Here is a 16178-nt window from a genome sequence, read left to right on the forward strand (position 1 = left end):
TTAAGATAAACATTCGCCGCAATCCTCCGATAGAAAAAAAGAATTTGTCTGCTTTTGTCGACGGTTAAACCTATCGAAAAAAAATTTCAATTAAAAACCAACAAACTTACCATTAATAGTAGGATATTTCGTTCGAACAGTTATAGGGAGTATGTAGACGGGAGTTGTCAGCGGCGAATGAAGAAAATTTTTCAAACCCTTTTGTCCTTATGTTTAGTTTCAGGAATTCTGGCACCAGCTTTGCCTGCGAACGCCAGCATGCAGGAAGCACCGCAAGTGAAAAGCAAGACCGCCATCCTGATTGATCAGAAAACAGGCAACGTTCTTTATAATAAAAAGGACAGCAAGAAGATGTATCCTGCGAGCATTACCAAGATTGTAACTGCCATCCTTGCCATCGAGTCCGGTAAGATGGATGAAATGGTAACAGTGAGCAGGGACGCTACCCTTACAGACGGCACAAGGGTTTATTTATCCGAGGGGGAACAGCTTCCGTTAAGAAAGCTTGTCGAAGGGATGATGGTAAACTCCGGGAATGACGCAGCGGTTGCCATCGCAGAGTATCTTACAGGAGACATACCTTCATTTGCCGATCAGATGAACGAATTTGCGAAAAAGGCGGGAGCAGTCCATACCCATTTTGTAACGCCTAATGGATTATATGATCCTGAACACTATACGACGGCAGAGGACATGGCCAAGATTACGCAGGCCGCCATGAAAAATAAAGAATTTCAAAGAATTGTAAGTATAAAAAATCTCCCCTGGCATGTAAAAGGGTGGGATACGACGCTCGTCAATCACCATCGTCTTCTTTGGGATTACCCGGGAGTAACAGGTGTCAAAAACGGGTATGTCAGTCAAGCGAAGCATACGCTGGTGACTTCCGTTTCGAGAAATGGAATGGATTTCATTGCGGTGGTCTTAAAGGCACCATCTTCCAAGGCTGCCTACAGAGATACAATTTCGCTTTTTGAGTATGGATTCACACATTTTCAGAGGCAAAAGCTTTCCAAAGGAACGAAGATTGAGGACAGCACTGGAAAAGAACATGCATTGAAAAAAGATCTTGAATTCACCCTGCCCATGGGAGAGCATTATACAAAAAAGGTTTTTTCAAATGGGGATTTAAGGGTGCAGGACGGTAATGGCAAAGAATTGGCCACAGTAAAGCTGTTCCATCCAAGTCCCAAGAAGGCCACCAGCAGAATGGCTTCAAGCACGGCTCAAAAAGTAAAAGAAATAACGCCGCTGCAATTAACTACAAGAACAGCAGTCTTCTTTTACAGTCTTTTTCTGCTTCTTGTTTCGTGTATGGTCATCGTTCGCATGAGGAAGAAAAAGAGAAAAGCACAGCGGATGAAGAGGCTGTCCAAGAATTATACGTATGTTAAATGACACCTTCTTTGGACAGGTAAGCCGAAAGAGATATAATAGAAGAAAAAATAAGGGTGCTGATAGGTGGGTTTTATGGATATCAATACGAAAATCAGGATACTCGTTGTAACGGTGTTTCTTTTGCTGATGATGACAGCCATTCTGTCGCTCGGCAATTGAAAAAATATAGCGTGAGTCGATCAAAAGAGAGGATAACCTCTCTTTTTTTACGATGAAAGTGTGACTGGTTGAACATTGTAGTAGCTAATGATGACACTTTGTATATTGTCCATTCCACTTTTGCAGTGCCGGAAGAAAAGGCAGAAGAAGTGATCAGTATATATAAGAACAGATCTCGGCGTGTAGATGAGGCGACAAAAGCCCTGGTGAAATTACCGTCCAATTAACGTTTGATACGAAAGAGCATTATTTAAGGGTGGGTAAGAAGCCAGGAGTTTAAAGAGATTCATGAATGGAGAAAAAATACCCCGACCAGGAACTGGAAGGCATTGTTCCTGCGGTCCGGCAATAACACCATGTCCTCAAGCACTCCATTGTTCTGATCCTTTTTTATGCAGACCACATGTCCATTTGTCATTGTCGGAGTGAAGCCGGAACATGCGAGACAAATGCAACGAACTCATGCAGATGCGGATTTCTCTTTCTTGTCGACACTGCAGGAGGCGATGAAAAAGTATCTATAAAAAAGACACCAGTAAGGAAAAAAACCCTTCTTGGTGTCTTTTCGTTTTTTTTACCGGTATTTATGCTTTCGTACGAACGCCATTAAAATGGGAGCGAGTGCAGCACCGGCGATGAGGCCGAATAGATGGCCGTATATGTTGATTCCTTCCGTAGTAAATGTGGTGATCAAGCTGAAGATGAGGACGACAAGCAAAATCTGACGATTGCCGGCGCCCAAGTATTCTTTGCGTGCATACATCAAATAAAGATAGATGCCGAACAGGCCGAAAATGGCGCCTGATGCTCCGATATGCGCAAAGTTAAGGGGAAGGATAAGATAGGTTGCCAGATCTGCCAGGATCCCGGCCCCCATATAACCGATCAAAAATTTCCCTTTGCCGAGAATCCTCTCGAGGGCAGGACCGAAAATGACAAGGGAAAATGTATTAAACAGCATGTGGGTAAGACTTACGTGTGTAATAATCGGTGTAGCAAGGCGCCAATATTCTCCCTGTGAGATGTAATAGTTAGAGCCCGCGAAATAATAATAGAGAAAGTCTGCCTGCGGCCCAATATTAAGCAGGAGAAAAATGATCAAATGAAGAGCTGTTATGATGGAAACAACAGGATAAAGCCTGATGAACGTCTTAAAATTTTCCTCCCTGACAAACAACCAGCATCACCACCTGTATGTAGTATATTTATCTTAGCACAACGGCAATACAAATAAGAACTATGAAAAGCGGCAAGAAAGGATGCACTGATGATTATTGGCACGGGAATTGACATTGTGGAGATAGAACGGATCGGAAAGGCCTGCCAAAAGCAAGCCCGCTTTCCACGCAGGATCCTCACGGAGAATGAGCTGAAAACATTTGGCCTTTTAAAAGGAAGGAGGCAGACGGAATTTCTTGCTGGGCGTTTTGCGGCCAAAGAGGCCTATGCAAAGGCAATGGGTACAGGAATCGGAAAGCATCTGTCATGGCAGGATATCGAAATAACTAAAAATGATAACGGAAAGCCCGTTATATTGGGCACATCAGATCAAATCATCCATCTTTCCATCTCGCATTCCAGGGAGTTTGCGGTGGCCCAGGTCGTGGTGGAGGCTCCTCCGGAGTAAGAAGTGATTTTTCAAGGCTCGTCATGCTAGTCTGCATATTGTCCCATCTGCCCACATATATTGTAATGCGGTCAGGAAGGACATCCTGTTTGCTTGTTTGAGCGGTTAAATGCAGGATGCCCTTTCTTTGTAAAATAAAGGGCAAAGGGGATAAGAACATGAAGAAGACACTGTCAATCACCTTGATGGCGTTTCTATTCATATTCGGATTGGCGGGCTGCGGAGCGAAAAGCCAGGAAGATGTAGTAACGTCGCTGGATAAGAAGATGGAGGAAATGACGGGATACAAAGCCGATGCCGTCATGACGCTGAATACGGGCGAGAAGCCGATTCGATATCAGCTGGAAGTGTGGCATAAGAAACCGAACTTCTATCGTGTAAATCTAAAAAACGCGAAGAAGGATCAAAGCCAGATGATTTTAAGGAACAAAGAAGGTGTCTTCGTATTAACGCCTGCCCTGAATAAAAGTTTCAGGTTCCAAAGCGACTGGCCGGAAAACAACAGCCAGGTGTATTTGTTCGAATCGCTGGCAGCAGATATCCTGAATGACACAGACAGAGGGTTCAAAGCCAAGGAAAATTCGTATGTCTTCCATACAAAAACAAACTATCAAAACAAAAACCTGTATCAGCAGGAAATTACGCTCAATAAGGACTTGGCGCCACAAAAGGTAAGGGTCATGGATAAGGATGCCAAGGAACTGGTAAAGCTCCAATTCTCCAACGTAAAGTTTAATGCGAAGTTTGATAAAGGCGCTTTTGATATGGAAACCAACATGACAGGCGCTCAGCTGGAGCTGCCGGCAATGAGCCAGTCGAGCAGCACAAAAGCAATGGAAGTCCTGTATCCGAAATACAGCGGCCCAGGGAATATTGAATTAACGAACGAAAAAGAAGTCACCTTGGCCGATGGAAAAAAGGTGATTCTAAGTTTTACTGATGAAAACAATAAAAAATCCTTTACACTGATCGAAAGTAAACATGAAGCGGTACAGACAGCCGCAGGGAAACCGGAAAGGCTGACGATGCCTGGAGGAGAACCGGTCGATCTTGGCTACACGGTGGGCGCCATGAATGATAAATCCATTTCATGGACGTATAAGGGAGTGAACTTTTTCCTCGCATCCAACTCACTTGGCCAGGAAGAACTGATGGCGATCGCCCGCTCTGTGTCTGCACAAGGATCCAAATAATAGCAAATAAAGAGCATGGCTGATTTCGCACTTTGTGAATCAGCCTTTTTTATTCTGTATTAGCCCTTACGAAAATGGAGGGTTTGCTGTAGAATAACGAATAGATGATTTTCTAATGGAAGAACATAGAGATAGTACAGATAGATGGGACGGATTTGTTTGGATACTCGGGAGTTTTACAGAGACACTTGGGCAGAGGTTGATCTGTCCTGCATAAGGGATAATATTCGATCATTCAGCGGCCTTCTGGCAGATGGAACTGAAATTATGGCTGTCGTTAAAGCGGACGGCTATGGACATGGGGCATTGCCTGTCGCCCTTGCCTCACTTGATGCCGGAGCCTCCTATCTGGCGGTAGCATTGCTGGATGAAGCTCTGTCTCTTCGACAACAAGGCATCGAGGCGCCGATCCTCGTACTCGGCCGGACAAGACCGGAAGATGCACCGCTCGCCGCAGAATATCATATTTCCCTAACCGTTTTTCAGGAAGACTGGGTGGAGGTGGCTTCTGCCCGGCTTCAAGGACAGGAGAAGGTCAATCTTCACCTTAAAATTGATACAGGAATGGGGCGGATCGGAACGAGGGAAGAGGAGGAAACGAAACGTCTCGCTTTAAGAATAGAGAACGATCCTCAGTTCTGTCTTGAAGGCGTGTTTACGCATTTTGCAACGGCAGATGAACTGGAATCCGATCTGGTAGACAAACAATTTCAAAGGTTTGACAAAAGTCTGGAATGGGTTCGCCAAACAGGTGCATCGCCGTCCCTCGTCCATTGCGGAAACAGCGCGGCTTCACTAAGGTTTCCTGAGAGACTATTTAATATAGTAAGAATCGGAATCTCGATGTACGGACTTGCACCTTCACCAGAACTAAAGAGCGTGCTGCCTATTCCATTGAAGGAAGCCTTCTCACTTCACACACGGCTTGTTCATGTGAAAAAAGTTCAGCCGGGAGATACGATAAGTTATGGAGCAGCGTATACCGCCAAAGAAGAAGAGTGGATCGGCACCCTTCCGATCGGTTATGCTGACGGCTGGATGAGGCGTTATGCCGAGAACGGGCACGCATTGGTCCGGGGAGAGAGGGTTCCGTTTGCAGGAAGGATCTGTATGGATCAATGCATGATCCGGCTTCCTTATGAAATGGAGGCAGGCGAGCTGGTGACGCTGATCGGCCGCCAAGGGGACGAGAAGATTGCTATAGATGATCTTGCGGCGCAAATCGGTACGATAAACTACGAAATTCCCTGTTTAATTACAGGCCGTGTACCCCGTATTTATAAAAAGTAAGGTCGAATTTTATAAAAAATGAATGTAATTTTAAATTTTTAGCAGAATATTAGCAGGACTATTAAAAAACTTGAAGAATATTTACTCTGAAATCGTTTTGCAAACCCTTATCTGAAGTGATAAGATTATATTTGGTTAAGAATGATCGTAGCAAATTGCTGAAATGCTTTGCTCTGGAGGTGTAGGTGTGTCCGAATTGGCTAACACAAAGAGGATTGTAATTAGTCTTCCTCAACAGATTATCAATGAGGTAGACCGAATGATTAAGAATGAGAATTTGGACCGCAGCGAATTCATACATCAAGCAACAAAGATGTATATCCGCGAGAAGAAGAAACGTCACATTCGTGAATCTATGAGACAGGGTTATATGGAAATGGCAAAAATCAATTTGAACATTGCATCAGAAGCCTTTCTTTTAGAGGAGGAAGCTGAAATTACCTTAGACCGCTTAGTTAGCGGGGTGTAGCCAGTTGATCGTTAAACGCGGAGACGTTTACTTTGCAGATCTTTCCCCGGTTGTCGGATCGGAACAAGGGGGAATCAGGCCGGTCTTGATCATTCAAAATGATATCGGTAACCGATTTAGTCCTACTGTTATTGTCGCAGCCATAACCGCTCAAATCCAAAAGGCAAAACTGCCGACGCATGTGGAGATCAATGCGAAGAAGTACGGATTCGAACGGGATTCTGTCATCTTGCTGGAGCAAATTCGTACGATAGATAAACAAAGGCTGACCGACAAAATTACGCATCTTGATGATGAGATGATGCGTCGCGTTGATGAAGCGTTACAAATTAGTCTTGGTCTTATTGACTTTTAAAAAAACTGCCGTTTCTCCTTGGGAATTGGCAGTTTTTTTCATTGGGAAACATTTACTTCCGAAAAATGCACAGCTTTTGGGTATTGCGGGCGAACTATATAGCAAAAGATTGCAAGAATGAGTGAGAAATGGAATAATAAACATAGTGTACCGATGCCGATCGTAAGGGGGTATAGGATGAACGCGGCCATCATCAATATTATTAAAAATAACCGCAATGAAATAGATAAGCTTTGGTCCAGAGAGCTTGATGCTTTCAAAAGTCAGACAAGCATAATGACACCCCATATGTATAGTCAGCTGAACAACGAATTTTTATCTTTGCTCATCCATCATATCAGCCATGGGGATATTTCAGCAGATGGAACATTGGAACGTTTTTTCGATAAAGTACTGCGGTCAAACATGCCTCTTGAATATTTGACACAGGGTCTTCAGTCTTTCCGCAGGATCATTCTGGAGATGATCTTTCAGGAAGAAAACCTTGAAAAGGATACTGCAGTAGATATATATAGGGAACTCGACCGCTGGATGGATCCTATTTTACATTCAATGGTTCAAAATTCTTCTCAGATATGGGAGCGGACCGTTTCCATTCAAAAATCAGCGTTGCTCGAATTATCAGCACCGCTTATTCCGGTATTCCAGAACATCAGTGTCATGCCGCTGATCGGAACCATTGATACCGAACGTGCAAAACGGATTATGGAGAATTTGCTTGAAGGCGTTATTCAATACCGTTCTGAAGTAGTTCTTATTGATATTACAGGCGTCCCCGTTGTCGATACAATGGTGGCTCACCATATCATCCAGGCAGCCGATGCAGTCAGGCTTCTTGGCTCCACTTGTATTCTGGTAGGGATCAGGCCGGAAATTGCACAGACGATTGTAAGTCTCGGCATTGATTTAAGCTTATTCCCTACTAAAAGCACATTGCAAAAAGGGATGGAAAGAGCTCTGGAAATCACAAACCAACAAATCGTTAAAGATAAATAGGGAGTGGGGAAAATGAGAATTCCTATTTTGAAACTGCATGAGTATCTTCTTATTACGATTCAAGTAGAGCTCGACGATCAGACAGCTCTACAGTTTCAGGAAGATCTTCTGAATAAAATTCATGACACCGGCGCAAAAGGTGTAGTCATTGACCTGACTTCCGTAGATATGATCGATTCCTTTATCGCAAAAGTACTGGGAGATGTCGTCCGCATGTCAAAACTGATGGGAGCACAAGTCGTTCTGACTGGTATTCAGCCCGCGGTAGCCATTACTTTGATTGATCTGGGGATTTCGATGAGAGAGGTTCCAACAGCACTTGATCTTGAACAAGGGCTTGATAAATTGCGACTGGAACTGGAGGGATGAGCATGGACATCCAATCCTGTGTAGAAGTTTGCAATGAATGGGATATCGTCAGTGCCCGGCAGTTAGGCAGAAACATGGCAAAAGAACTGGGGTTTGGCAATGTGGACCAGGCTCGTATTACGACCGCCATTTCTGAGTTAGCCCGTAATATTTATTTGTACGCCGGCAACGGAAAGATTTGCCTCGAGCCTGTAGAACAGATGGGAAGAAAAGGGCTCCGCATCATCGCCGTGGATAACGGCCCTGGAATCCGGGACATCCGCAAGGTTATGGAGGATGGATATACGACTTCTGGCGGACTGGGTGCTGGACTCCCTGGAGTGAAGCGTTTAATGGACGAGTTCTCCATTGATTCTACGCTTGACAGCGGGACGGAAATCCTTGCGACGAAGTGGCTTCGTTAGGAGGGGTTAAATGAACGACAGAGAAATGATCATCGATCGATATAAAGACTTGCTGACTACCTATCTTAAAGGGAAAAGCGAGACTGCATTATATAAAGGCCAGCAATTTAGCAGGAAACTGATTGAGCAGCAGATCTCACCCGATGACGTGATCAGCCATCACGTGAATGTGCTGAGTGAACTTTTCCCCGACATGTCAGAAGGAATGAGGGATTCCTTTGATTTTCTTCTGGAAGTCATGATCGGATACGGGTTCGCATATCGGGAGCATCAGAGTTTAAGGACCCGTCAGCGCCAGCTTGAATCGGAAATAGAAGTGGCGGCGAGCATGCAGCAAACCCTTCTGCTCAGCGATGTGCCTGACGTGGACTCTCTGGATATCGGGGTGATCAGCGTCCCGGCCAAGAAGATGAACGGTGATTACTTTAATTTTGTGAAAGACGATAAATCAATCAGCGTTGCAGTGGCAGATATTATAGGCAAGGGGATTCCGGCTGCGCTCTGCATGTCCATGATCAAATATGCCATGGACAGTCTGCCTGAGCAGCGGATGCAGCCTAACCTGCTGCTTGAAAATTTAAATAGAGTTGTGGAACAAAACGTGCATCCTAACATGTTTATCACTATGTTGTATGGGCTTTATGACACAGATGTCCATAAGTTTTATTTTGCCGGTGCGGGACACGAACCTGGCTTTTTTTATAAAGCGGCGAATGATAAGTTTGAGGACATGTTTGCCAAAGGGCTCGTTTTGGGTGTTTCCCGTACAACGAAATACAAGGAATTTGAAAAGCGGGTCGACCCGGGTGATATGATCATTCTGCTTTCTGACGGTGTGACAGAGTGCCGCACCAGCAAAGGATTTATTGAAAGAGATGAAATCGTCGGCTTGATTCGTGAGAATATGCATAAGCCTGCACAGGAAATCGTGGACTGTGTGTTTGCAGAGCTTGAGAGACTTCAGGAATTTGAACTACGAGATGACTTTACACTTATTATTTTAAAAAGAAGGGTTTGACCGTTTTTCGAAAAGGGTAAATAATTTTATGGGTTTATGATAATATCCTGGGGGGAAAAAGATGAATCTGCAAATCAAACATGAAGAGAACAATGGAATTCATTATTTATTACTAGCCGGAGAAGTAGACGCGTACACTGCACCAAAGCTAAAAGAAGTGCTGGTTCCTCTGACTGAGGTGGAAAATGTGCAAATCATCATCGATCTTCAGCACATTGAGTATATGGATAGCACTGGGCTTGGGATTTTCGTCGGAGCTTTAAAGTCGACCAAAAAGAACGAAAGCACGTTAAAGCTGCGCGGAATGACGGACCGAGTGAGACGCTTGTTTGAAATTACCGGCCTGACTGAGGTTATGGATATAGACAATGAGGTAAAGGGGGAGGCCAGATGAATAAAGCCTCTGATTTTATCGAAATGACCGTACCCGCCAAACCCGACTATGTCGGAGTGGTGCGTCTGACGATATCTGGTATTGCCAACCGGATGGGTTTTGCTTTTGATGAAATAGAAGATATTAAAATCGCTGTTTCAGAAGCCTGTACGAATGCAGTGAATCATGCGTACACGGAGTCAGAAAAAGGACAAATCCGAATTGGCTGTGGCGTATACGATGACCGGCTCGAAATTATGGTGGTGGACCATGGGAAGAGTTTCGATTATGATGATCTGAACGAATCACTCGGACCTGTTGAAGGAAAATCCGTAGAACAATTGAACGAAGGAGGTCTGGGCCTCTTCCTAATTGAATCATTGATGGATAAAGTGGAAATCAGCGGTGAAGCGGGTGTAATCGTAATGATGACGAAGTATCTTCACAGAGATGAGGTGGAGGAAAATGTCGACAGGACCTCACCAGCACCTACACAATAAAGAGGAAGTTTATCAGTGGATAGATGAGCTTCAGAACGACCCGCAAAACGAGATTCTGCAAACGAAACTCGTGCATCAGTACCAAGATCTTGTCCATTCTCTTGCACGGAAGTTTTCAAAGGGAAAAAGCATTCATGATGATTTAGTTCAGGTCGGCATGATCGGACTGCTTGCTGCACTCCGCAGATATGATCCCGACTTTGGCCGTTCGTTTGAATCTTTTGCCGTTCCAACCATCATTGGTGAAATCAAACGGTTTATCCGGGATAAAACCTGGAGTGTACACGTACCGAGACGAATTAAAGAGCTTGGGCCGCGTATTAAAAAAGCAGTAGAAGAATTGACGAACCAGCTTCAGCGATCACCGAAAATCCAGGAAATTGCCGATTACCTGGAGGTTACGGAGGAGGAAGTGCTGGAGACGATGGAGATGGGCAAAAGCTACCAGGCTCTTTCGGTCGACAGTTCCATTGAAGCCGATCAGGAAGGAAGCACGGTAACTTTGCTTGACCTCGTCGGGTCACAGGATGCGGGCTTTGATCAGATAGATAAAAGGATGCTCTTACAGAAGGCTTTTGCCGTTCTTTCTGAACGAGAACAAGAGATATTGAAATGTACGTACTTTGAAAATTTAAGCCAGAAAGAAACAGGAGAAAGGCTTGATATTTCACAAATGCATGTTTCTCGCTTGCAACGGAGAGCACTTGAAAAACTTCGGGAAGCAATTCGCGTTGAACCATCGGAGGCTTTAAAATGATCCAGGACTATTCCTATGACAAAATAGCTGTCTCTTCTTTTCAAAAGCCTAAGAATGGGAATGATTTATGCGGAGATAGTTTTTATGTCACGGAAACCCGTGATTATTTTATTTGTGCGGTCGCGGATGGACTGGGGAGCGGAAGTATGGCGAAAATGGCTTCTCAGGCCGCTGTTACTGCAGTTGAGCAGAATCATCAATTAGATGTTGAGTCGCTCATGCAGGTGTGTAACGAGGAACTGAGGGGAACGCGCGGAGCGGTTCTTTCCATCTTTAAGATCGATTTCCAGCAGCGAACGGTCTATTATGCCGGCATCGGAAATATTCGGTTTATGATGGCGGGGAAAGACCGCAAGCTGATTTATCCCCTTCCAACTGTAGGTTTTCTTTCCGGGAAACCGCAGAAGTTCCGAATCCAGCAATTTCCTTTCGATGATCAGACCGCTTTTATTATTTATTCTGATGGAATGGAAATTCACACACAAAGCCGTATCATCTTGACGAACATGGTTTCGCCCAAAGAGTCTGCGGCTTATCTTGGAAACTTATCTCAAAAATTAATTGATGATGCTACCTGTCTCGTGGGAAAAGTATCACATGCATGAAGAAGCCGAGCATTGTGTCTCGGCTTTTTTTTGTGGTATTTAGGATGGATCTTCATATACTAATTGAAAAGGGGTGATGTGTGTTGAATCCTGGTTTTTGGATTTGGATTGCCCTTGGTCTGATTGCTTTTTACTACGTTGTACGTTACGTCAGCGTGGCCAAAAGAACAGAAATTGTTTTGGAAAGCCCGTCTGTCAGCCGCCAATATCGTTCCACTCATGCATCCCGCGTCATAGAGGAAGAGGAGTGGCAGTATTGAGCACCTGTAAACACAGGTGCTTTTTTTATTGCCTCGCTCACGTTTTCTTAAAACGATGGGAAAGTGTTAAACTAGAAGAGTACACGATATTTTCACAGTAATGAAAGGGGTACTTCTATTGGAAGGAACAATCGAAAAAGCGGATATTGGCTATTCGGAAATTGCAAAAGAAATCGGGATCAAACAAAAACAAGTCGTAAACGTGATCGATTTATTAAAAGACGGAAATACGGTCCCCTTTATCGCCAGGTACCGAAAAGAGCTGACAGGCGGACTGGATGAAGTTCAAATCAAAGAAATCATGGATAGATGGCATTATTCTGAAAACCTGAAGGAACGCAAAGAGGAAGTACTTCGTCTGATCGGTGAACAGGGAAAACTGACGGATGATCTGGCTGCATCCATTACAAATGCAAAAAAACTTCAGGAAATCGAAGACCTTTATCGCCCCTACAAGCAAAAGCGAAGAACCCGTGCGACTGTGGCAAAAGAAAAAGGGCTTGAGCCTTTGGCTGATTGGCTGATGAGCCAGCCTTGGCAAGGAAATGTGCTGGAGAAGGCCGGAGAGTTTTTGTCTGAAGAAAAAGAAGTGCATACACCGGAAGAAGCCATAGCGGGTGCACAGGATATCATTGCAGAACAGCTGTCAGATGATGCTTCCATCCGAACCTGGATCAGAGAACTGACGTTTAAGGAAGGAAAACTTCAGACATCGCTGAAGAAAAATGGCGAGGATGAGAAAAAAGTATATGAAATGTATTATGAATACAGCGAGCCCGTTCAAAAGATCGTTCCGCACCGTATTCTTGCCGTAAATCGCGGGGAAAAGGAAGACGTTTTAAAGGTGGATATCGAATCTCCTTCAGAGAAGATCATTGAAAGGCTTTACCGAAGTGTGATCAAAAAATCATCCTCTCCGGCTGTTCCATACTTAAAAGAGGCCATTGAAGACAGCTATCGAAGACTGATTGCTTCTTCCATTGAACGCGATATACGCAATGAACTTACAGATAAGGGCGAGGAACAGGCGATCCATATTTTTTCCGAGAACTTGAGGAACCTTCTTCTTCAATCCCCTTTAAAGGGAAGAATGGTGCTAGGGGTTGACCCTGCTTACCGGACAGGCTGCAAGCTCGGTGTGGTGGACGAGACGGGCAAAATGATTCATATACAGACGATCTATCCTACTCCGCCAAGATCAGAAGTGCAAAAATCCGAGGCAGTGGTCAAGGAGCTGATCAAAAAATACGGCATCCATGTCATCGCGATCGGAAACGGAACCGCATCCAGAGAAACAGAGCAATTTATTGCTCATACGATTAAAAGCACTGAGGAGCCTGTTTCCTACATCATAGTAAACGAAGCGGGTGCCAGTGTTTATTCAGCCTCTGCGATCGCAAGGGAGGAGTTTCCGGAATTGCAAGTCGAGGAACGAAGTGCGATCTCCATCGCCCGGCGTCTGCAGGACCCGCTGGCCGAACTCGTGAAGATCGATCCTAAGTCTGTTGGGGTAGGGCAGTATCAGCATGATGTTTCACAAAAACGCCTCAACGAATCGTTAACCTTTGTCGTCGAAACAGCGGTTAACCAAGTGGGTGTGAATGTGAATACCGCTTCCTCATCCCTTCTTCAATATGTAGCAGGCTTGTCCAAAACGGTGGCGCAGAACATAGTAAAGGCGAGAGAGGAAAAGGGGAAATTCGAAAAGCGGGAAGAACTCAAGAAAATACCGAGACTCGGAGCGAAAACCTATGAGCAGTGTATCGGATTTTTACGCATTCCCGACGGAAAGAATCCACTTGACCAAACGGCGATTCACCCTGAGAGCTATAAAGAGACACTGCAGCTGCTGAAAGAAATGGATAGCGATGTGAAGGATATCGGTTCGGATGGTTTAAAGTCCAAGCTGAAAACCATCGATATAAAATCAATGGCAGCCAAATTAAACATTGGGGAACCGACACTTCAAGATATCATTGATGGATTATTGCGGCCTAACCGGGATGTTCGTGAGGAATTATCGAAGCCGCTCCTGAAAACCGACGTATTAAAGCTGGAAGATCTGCAAAAAGGAATGGAGCTTGAAGGAACGGTCCGTAACGTCGTGGACTTTGGGGCTTTTGTAGATATTGGCGTGAAGCAGGATGGACTGGTGCATATTTCTAAACTGGCCAAACGCTTTGTGAAGCATCCTATGGATGTCGTCAGTGTCGGCCAGGTCGTAACCGTATGGGTCGACAGCGTCGATCTTGCAAAAGGCAGAGTGGCGCTTACTATGCTGCCGCCGGAAGCCCAGTAAGACTGCTGAGCGGATCAGGGCAGACTTTTGCTTTCAGTCGTACAGTTTTTTTGGTTATAAAAAAACCAGCATTGATTCAAAAGACGGATCTGATAACGGTCCTTTTGATAGTAGGCTTTTCTAAGTTGCTTCTTAAACCATGTAGGCATAGACAAAACCTCCACTTATTCAAGCGTGATTTAGTCTATGTCTCATGGCTTGTTGATGTGACCAACTTTTTGCGTTCAGGAGGAATAAGAAAAAGAAATGGAACAATCGGAACTTCAGCTTCTTGTTGAACAAATATCACAGGATTCCTTTCATAAGCCCTTTCGGCATACCGCCCGCTTTAACGGCCGGCTAAGAACCACGGGCGGACGCTATCTGCTGAGATCGCATGATATCGAGATCAACCCCAAGCAGCTGAGTGAATTCGGCATTGACGCGCTGACCGGCATCATTAAACATGAGCTGTGCCATTACCACTTGCATATAGAAGGAAGGGGATATAAACACCGGGACCCTGAATTCAAACAGCTTCTTCACAAGGTAGGAGGGCTTCGGTATTGCGAAACCCTGCCAGGAACCAGAAACGTACAGGCGTATAAGTATCTCTATTTATGTTCAGACTGCCATCAGCAATACAGGCGCAAGCGCAAGGTCAATACCGCTAAATATGTATGCGGCAAATGCAGAGGAAAATTGATTCTAACCTAAAGTCAAAAAAAGTATTGACCGGCAAGTCCGATCTGTGTTAGATTAATAAAGTCGCTGAAAGACATCTTGTCCTTACATAGACAAAATAAAATTTTAAAAAAGCTATTGACTTTTGAGGCTAAACAAAGTATGATATTAAATGTCTCAAAAACACATTCCACAGTAGCTCAGTGGTAGAGCTATCGGCTGTTAACCGATCGGTCGTAGGTTCGAGTCCTACCTGTGGAGCCATATTTTAGAGAAGTACCCAAGTGGCTCAAGGGGCTCCCCTGCTAAGGGAGTAGGTCGCTAACGCGGCGCGAGGGTTCGAATCCCTTCTTCTCTGCCATGTGTGGCCCGTTGGTCAAGCGGTTAAGACACCGCCCTTTCACGGCGGTAACACGGGTTCGAATCCCGTACGGGTCACCAAACGATTTTCTTACAAAACTAACATAACGGACTCGTGGTGTAGCGGTTAACATGCCTGCCTGTCACGCAGGAGATCGCCGGTTCGATCCCGGTCGGGTCCGCCATTTTTCTTAACTATATAAACATCATGATTATTGGGCTATAGCCAAGTGGTAAGGCAACGGACTTTGACTCCGTCACTCGTAGGTTCGAATCCTGCTAGCCCAGCCATCTTCATGAGCCATTAGCTCAGTCGGTAGAGCATCTGACTTTTAATCAGAGGGTCGAAGGTTCGAGTCCTTCATGGCTCACCATTTTCAACAATTTTATATGCGGGTGTGGCGGAATTGGCAGACGCGCTAGACTTAGGATCTAGTGTCTTATGACGTGGGGGTTCGAGTCCCTTCACCCGCACCATTTATTTAAAACTTTAATTGCTTTTGCGGTCGTGGCGGAATGGCAGACGCGCTAGCTTGAGGGGCTAGTGGGGGCAACCCCGTGGAGGTTCGAGTCCTCTCGACCGCACCAAAAGCTTCTTATATAACATTTAAATACAGAAACAAATAAATGCGCCCTTAGCTCAGCTGGATAGAGTGTTTGACTACGAATCAAAAGGTCGGGAGTTCGAATCTCTCAGGGCGCGCCATATCGGGAAGTGGCTCAGCTTGGTAGAGCACCTGGTTTGGGACCAGGGGGTCGCAGGTTCAAATCCTGTCTTCCCGACCATCTTTGCGCGGGTGTAGTTTAGTGGTAAAACAAGAGCCTTCCAAGCTCTGGTCGTGAGTTCGATTCTCATCACCCGCTCCATTTTATTTTTTTGGGCCTATAGCTCAGCTGGTTAGAGCGCACGCCTGATAAGCGTGAGGTCGATGGTTCGAGTCCATTTAGGCCCACCATTTTTTAAGGGCTATGTACTTGACATCCGCTCTTGCAATGGATATAATGATAAAGTTGCGCTAACAACGCGCAAATGTTCTTTGAAAACCAAACAAAAGCCAGGTAAGTCAGGGATTTTACAATCCC

The 16178-nt window shown here is 44.9% G+C and carries 19 protein-coding genes, 12 tRNA genes and 1 pseudogene; 30 read left to right on the forward strand and 2 right to left on the reverse strand.

Annotation, left to right across the window (positions count from 1 at the left end):
* Window positions 1-177 precede the first annotated feature (177 nt).
* Window positions 178-1398, forward strand: coding sequence for a D-alanyl-D-alanine carboxypeptidase family protein (locus tag QYF49_RS24660; RefSeq protein WP_290402232.1), 1221 nt, complete (start codon window positions 178-180; stop codon window positions 1396-1398).
* A gap of 257 nt (window positions 1399-1655) precedes the next feature.
* Window positions 1656-1909, forward strand: a pseudogene (locus QYF49_RS24665) (antibiotic biosynthesis monooxygenase family protein).
* A 222-nt stretch (window positions 1910-2131) separates the two neighbouring features.
* Here QYF49_RS24665 and QYF49_RS24670 read toward each other — a convergent pair.
* Window positions 2132-2734, reverse strand: a complete 603-nt coding sequence (locus QYF49_RS24670) for a rhomboid family intramembrane serine protease (protein WP_290402233.1) — start codon at window positions 2732-2734, stop codon at window positions 2132-2134.
* A gap of 90 nt (window positions 2735-2824) precedes the next feature.
* On the opposite strand from QYF49_RS24670, the gene acpS reads away from it, so the two are divergent.
* From acpS to QYF49_RS24745, 15 genes are all read left to right on the forward strand, one after another.
* A complete protein-coding gene (gene acpS / locus QYF49_RS24675) occupies window positions 2825-3184 on the forward strand; it encodes a holo-ACP synthase (RefSeq protein ID WP_290402234.1) in 360 nt (119 codons plus the stop codon).
* 158 nt (window positions 3185-3342) lie between these two features.
* Window positions 3343-4377 carry a LolA family protein gene (locus QYF49_RS24680; protein WP_290402235.1) on the forward strand — a complete coding sequence of 345 codons (1035 nt, stop codon included), beginning with the start codon at window positions 3343-3345 and terminating at the stop codon, window positions 4375-4377.
* Window positions 4378-4536: 159 nt separating this feature from the next.
* A complete protein-coding gene (gene alr, locus QYF49_RS24685; RefSeq protein ID WP_290402236.1) occupies window positions 4537-5667 on the forward strand; it encodes an alanine racemase in 1131 nt (376 codons plus the stop codon).
* Between the two features lie 187 nt (window positions 5668-5854).
* Window positions 5855-6136, forward strand: coding sequence for a CopG family ribbon-helix-helix protein (locus QYF49_RS24690; protein ID WP_053356092.1), 282 nt, complete (start codon window positions 5855-5857; stop codon window positions 6134-6136).
* Window positions 6137-6140: 4 nt separating this feature from the next.
* Window positions 6141-6491: a type II toxin-antitoxin system endoribonuclease NdoA gene (ndoA, locus tag QYF49_RS24695; protein ID WP_007200228.1), complete on the forward strand. Its 351-nt coding sequence runs from the start codon at window positions 6141-6143 to the stop codon at window positions 6489-6491.
* Between the two features lie 177 nt (window positions 6492-6668).
* A complete protein-coding gene (locus QYF49_RS24700) occupies window positions 6669-7487 on the forward strand; it encodes an STAS domain-containing protein (protein ID WP_290402237.1) in 819 nt (272 codons plus the stop codon).
* A 12-nt stretch (window positions 7488-7499) separates the two neighbouring features.
* The gene (locus tag QYF49_RS24705) at window positions 7500-7856 is read left to right on the forward strand and encodes an STAS domain-containing protein (protein WP_007200230.1); all 357 of its coding nucleotides are present in this window, start codon (window positions 7500-7502) and stop codon (window positions 7854-7856) included.
* Window positions 7857-7858: 2 nt separating this feature from the next.
* Complete coding sequence (locus QYF49_RS24710) at window positions 7859-8260, forward strand: anti-sigma regulatory factor (protein WP_290402238.1); 402 nt, start codon at window positions 7859-7861, stop codon at window positions 8258-8260.
* A gap of 10 nt (window positions 8261-8270) precedes the next feature.
* Window positions 8271-9278, forward strand: coding sequence for a PP2C family protein-serine/threonine phosphatase (locus QYF49_RS24715; protein WP_290402239.1), 1008 nt, complete (start codon window positions 8271-8273; stop codon window positions 9276-9278).
* Between the two features lie 61 nt (window positions 9279-9339).
* Window positions 9340-9672: an STAS domain-containing protein gene (locus tag QYF49_RS24720; RefSeq protein ID WP_290402240.1), complete on the forward strand. Its 333-nt coding sequence runs from the start codon at window positions 9340-9342 to the stop codon at window positions 9670-9672.
* Window positions 9669-10151 (forward strand): anti-sigma B factor RsbW, encoded by a 483-nt coding sequence (gene rsbW / locus QYF49_RS24725; RefSeq protein WP_290402241.1) that lies wholly within the window; start codon window positions 9669-9671, stop codon window positions 10149-10151. The genes QYF49_RS24720 and rsbW overlap by 4 nt, the downstream gene beginning before the upstream one ends.
* Complete coding sequence (gene sigB, locus QYF49_RS24730) at window positions 10117-10908, forward strand: RNA polymerase sigma factor SigB (RefSeq protein ID WP_290402242.1); 792 nt, start codon at window positions 10117-10119, stop codon at window positions 10906-10908. The genes rsbW and sigB overlap by 35 nt, the downstream gene beginning before the upstream one ends.
* The gene (locus QYF49_RS24735; RefSeq protein ID WP_290402243.1) at window positions 10905-11513 is read left to right on the forward strand and encodes a PP2C family serine/threonine-protein phosphatase; all 609 of its coding nucleotides are present in this window, start codon (window positions 10905-10907) and stop codon (window positions 11511-11513) included. The genes sigB and QYF49_RS24735 overlap by 4 nt, the downstream gene beginning before the upstream one ends.
* An 83-nt stretch (window positions 11514-11596) precedes the next feature.
* Window positions 11597-11773: a hypothetical protein gene (locus QYF49_RS24740; RefSeq protein WP_290402244.1), complete on the forward strand. Its 177-nt coding sequence runs from the start codon at window positions 11597-11599 to the stop codon at window positions 11771-11773.
* Between the two features lie 100 nt (window positions 11774-11873).
* Window positions 11874-14072, forward strand: coding sequence for a Tex family protein (locus QYF49_RS24745; RefSeq protein WP_290402245.1), 2199 nt, complete (start codon window positions 11874-11876; stop codon window positions 14070-14072).
* A gap of 14 nt (window positions 14073-14086) precedes the next feature.
* Here the strand turns inward: QYF49_RS24745 and cmpA are convergent, their stop codons facing one another.
* Entirely contained in the window at window positions 14087-14221 is a 135-nt protein-coding gene (gene cmpA, locus QYF49_RS24750; RefSeq protein WP_290402246.1) for a cortex morphogenetic protein CmpA, read from the reverse strand.
* 97 nt (window positions 14222-14318) lie between these two features.
* Here cmpA and QYF49_RS24755 point away from each other — a divergent pair, with 97 nt between their 5' ends.
* From QYF49_RS24755 to QYF49_RS24815, 13 genes are all read left to right on the forward strand, one after another.
* Window positions 14319-14768: a SprT family protein gene (locus QYF49_RS24755; RefSeq protein WP_290402247.1), complete on the forward strand. Its 450-nt coding sequence runs from the start codon at window positions 14319-14321 to the stop codon at window positions 14766-14768.
* 156 nt (window positions 14769-14924) lie between these two features.
* Window positions 14925-14999 (forward strand) — tRNA-Asn (locus QYF49_RS24760).
* Between the two features lie 6 nt (window positions 15000-15005).
* Window positions 15006-15096 (forward strand) — tRNA-Ser (locus tag QYF49_RS24765).
* 5 nt (window positions 15097-15101) lie between these two features.
* A tRNA-Glu gene (locus QYF49_RS24770) sits at window positions 15102-15176 on the forward strand.
* Window positions 15177-15204: 28 nt separating this feature from the next.
* Window positions 15205-15280, forward strand: a tRNA-Asp gene (locus tag QYF49_RS24775).
* A gap of 31 nt (window positions 15281-15311) precedes the next feature.
* Window positions 15312-15386: transfer RNA gene (locus QYF49_RS24780), tRNA-Gln, on the forward strand.
* 7 nt (window positions 15387-15393) lie between these two features.
* Window positions 15394-15469, forward strand: a tRNA-Lys gene (locus QYF49_RS24785).
* An 18-nt stretch (window positions 15470-15487) separates the two neighbouring features.
* A tRNA-Leu gene (locus tag QYF49_RS24790) sits at window positions 15488-15572 on the forward strand.
* Between the two features lie 25 nt (window positions 15573-15597).
* Window positions 15598-15683: transfer RNA gene (locus QYF49_RS24795), tRNA-Leu, on the forward strand.
* Between the two features lie 41 nt (window positions 15684-15724).
* A tRNA-Arg gene (locus QYF49_RS24800) sits at window positions 15725-15801 on the forward strand.
* Window positions 15802-15804: 3 nt separating this feature from the next.
* Window positions 15805-15881 (forward strand) — tRNA-Pro (locus tag QYF49_RS24805).
* 7 nt (window positions 15882-15888) lie between these two features.
* Window positions 15889-15962, forward strand: a tRNA-Gly gene (locus tag QYF49_RS24810).
* A gap of 12 nt (window positions 15963-15974) precedes the next feature.
* A tRNA-Ile gene (locus QYF49_RS24815) sits at window positions 15975-16051 on the forward strand.
* Window positions 16052-16178: the final 127 nt, after the last annotated feature.

Source organism: Fictibacillus terranigra (genome assembly GCF_030412265.1).
Lineage (GTDB): Bacteria > Bacillota > Bacilli > Bacillales > Fictibacillaceae > Fictibacillus_C > Fictibacillus_C terrinigri.

Excerpts from the sequence above, each read along its gene's own strand:
- QYF49_RS24710 (WP_290402238.1), top strand. The coding sequence starts at position 7,859 with ATGGACATCCAATCCTGTGTAGAAGTTTGCAATGAATGGGATATCGTC.
- sigB (WP_290402242.1), top strand. The coding sequence starts at position 10,117 with ATGTCGACAGGACCTCACCAGCACCTACACAATAAAGAGGAAGTTTAT.
- QYF49_RS24660 (WP_290402232.1), top strand. The coding sequence starts at position 178 with ATGAAGAAAATTTTTCAAACCCTTTTGTCCTTATGTTTAGTTTCAGGA.
- QYF49_RS24700 (WP_290402237.1), top strand. The coding sequence starts at position 6,669 with ATGAACGCGGCCATCATCAATATTATTAAAAATAACCGCAATGAAATA.
- QYF49_RS24715 (WP_290402239.1), top strand. The coding sequence starts at position 8,271 with ATGAACGACAGAGAAATGATCATCGATCGATATAAAGACTTGCTGACT.
- QYF49_RS24680 (WP_290402235.1), top strand. The coding sequence starts at position 3,343 with ATGAAGAAGACACTGTCAATCACCTTGATGGCGTTTCTATTCATATTC.
- QYF49_RS24755 (WP_290402247.1), top strand. The coding sequence starts at position 14,319 with ATGGAACAATCGGAACTTCAGCTTCTTGTTGAACAAATATCACAGGAT.
- QYF49_RS24745 (WP_290402245.1), top strand. The coding sequence starts at position 11,874 with ATGAAAGGGGTACTTCTATTGGAAGGAACAATCGAAAAAGCGGATATT.
- QYF49_RS24705 (WP_007200230.1), top strand. The coding sequence starts at position 7,500 with ATGAGAATTCCTATTTTGAAACTGCATGAGTATCTTCTTATTACGATT.
- rsbW (WP_290402241.1), top strand. The coding sequence starts at position 9,669 with ATGAATAAAGCCTCTGATTTTATCGAAATGACCGTACCCGCCAAACCC.
- cmpA (WP_290402246.1), bottom strand. The coding sequence starts at position 14,221 with ATGCCTACATGGTTTAAGAAGCAACTTAGAAAAGCCTACTATCAAAAG.
- QYF49_RS24735 (WP_290402243.1), top strand. The coding sequence starts at position 10,905 with ATGATCCAGGACTATTCCTATGACAAAATAGCTGTCTCTTCTTTTCAA.
- QYF49_RS24720 (WP_290402240.1), top strand. The coding sequence starts at position 9,340 with ATGAATCTGCAAATCAAACATGAAGAGAACAATGGAATTCATTATTTA.
- acpS (WP_290402234.1), top strand. The coding sequence starts at position 2,825 with ATGATTATTGGCACGGGAATTGACATTGTGGAGATAGAACGGATCGGA.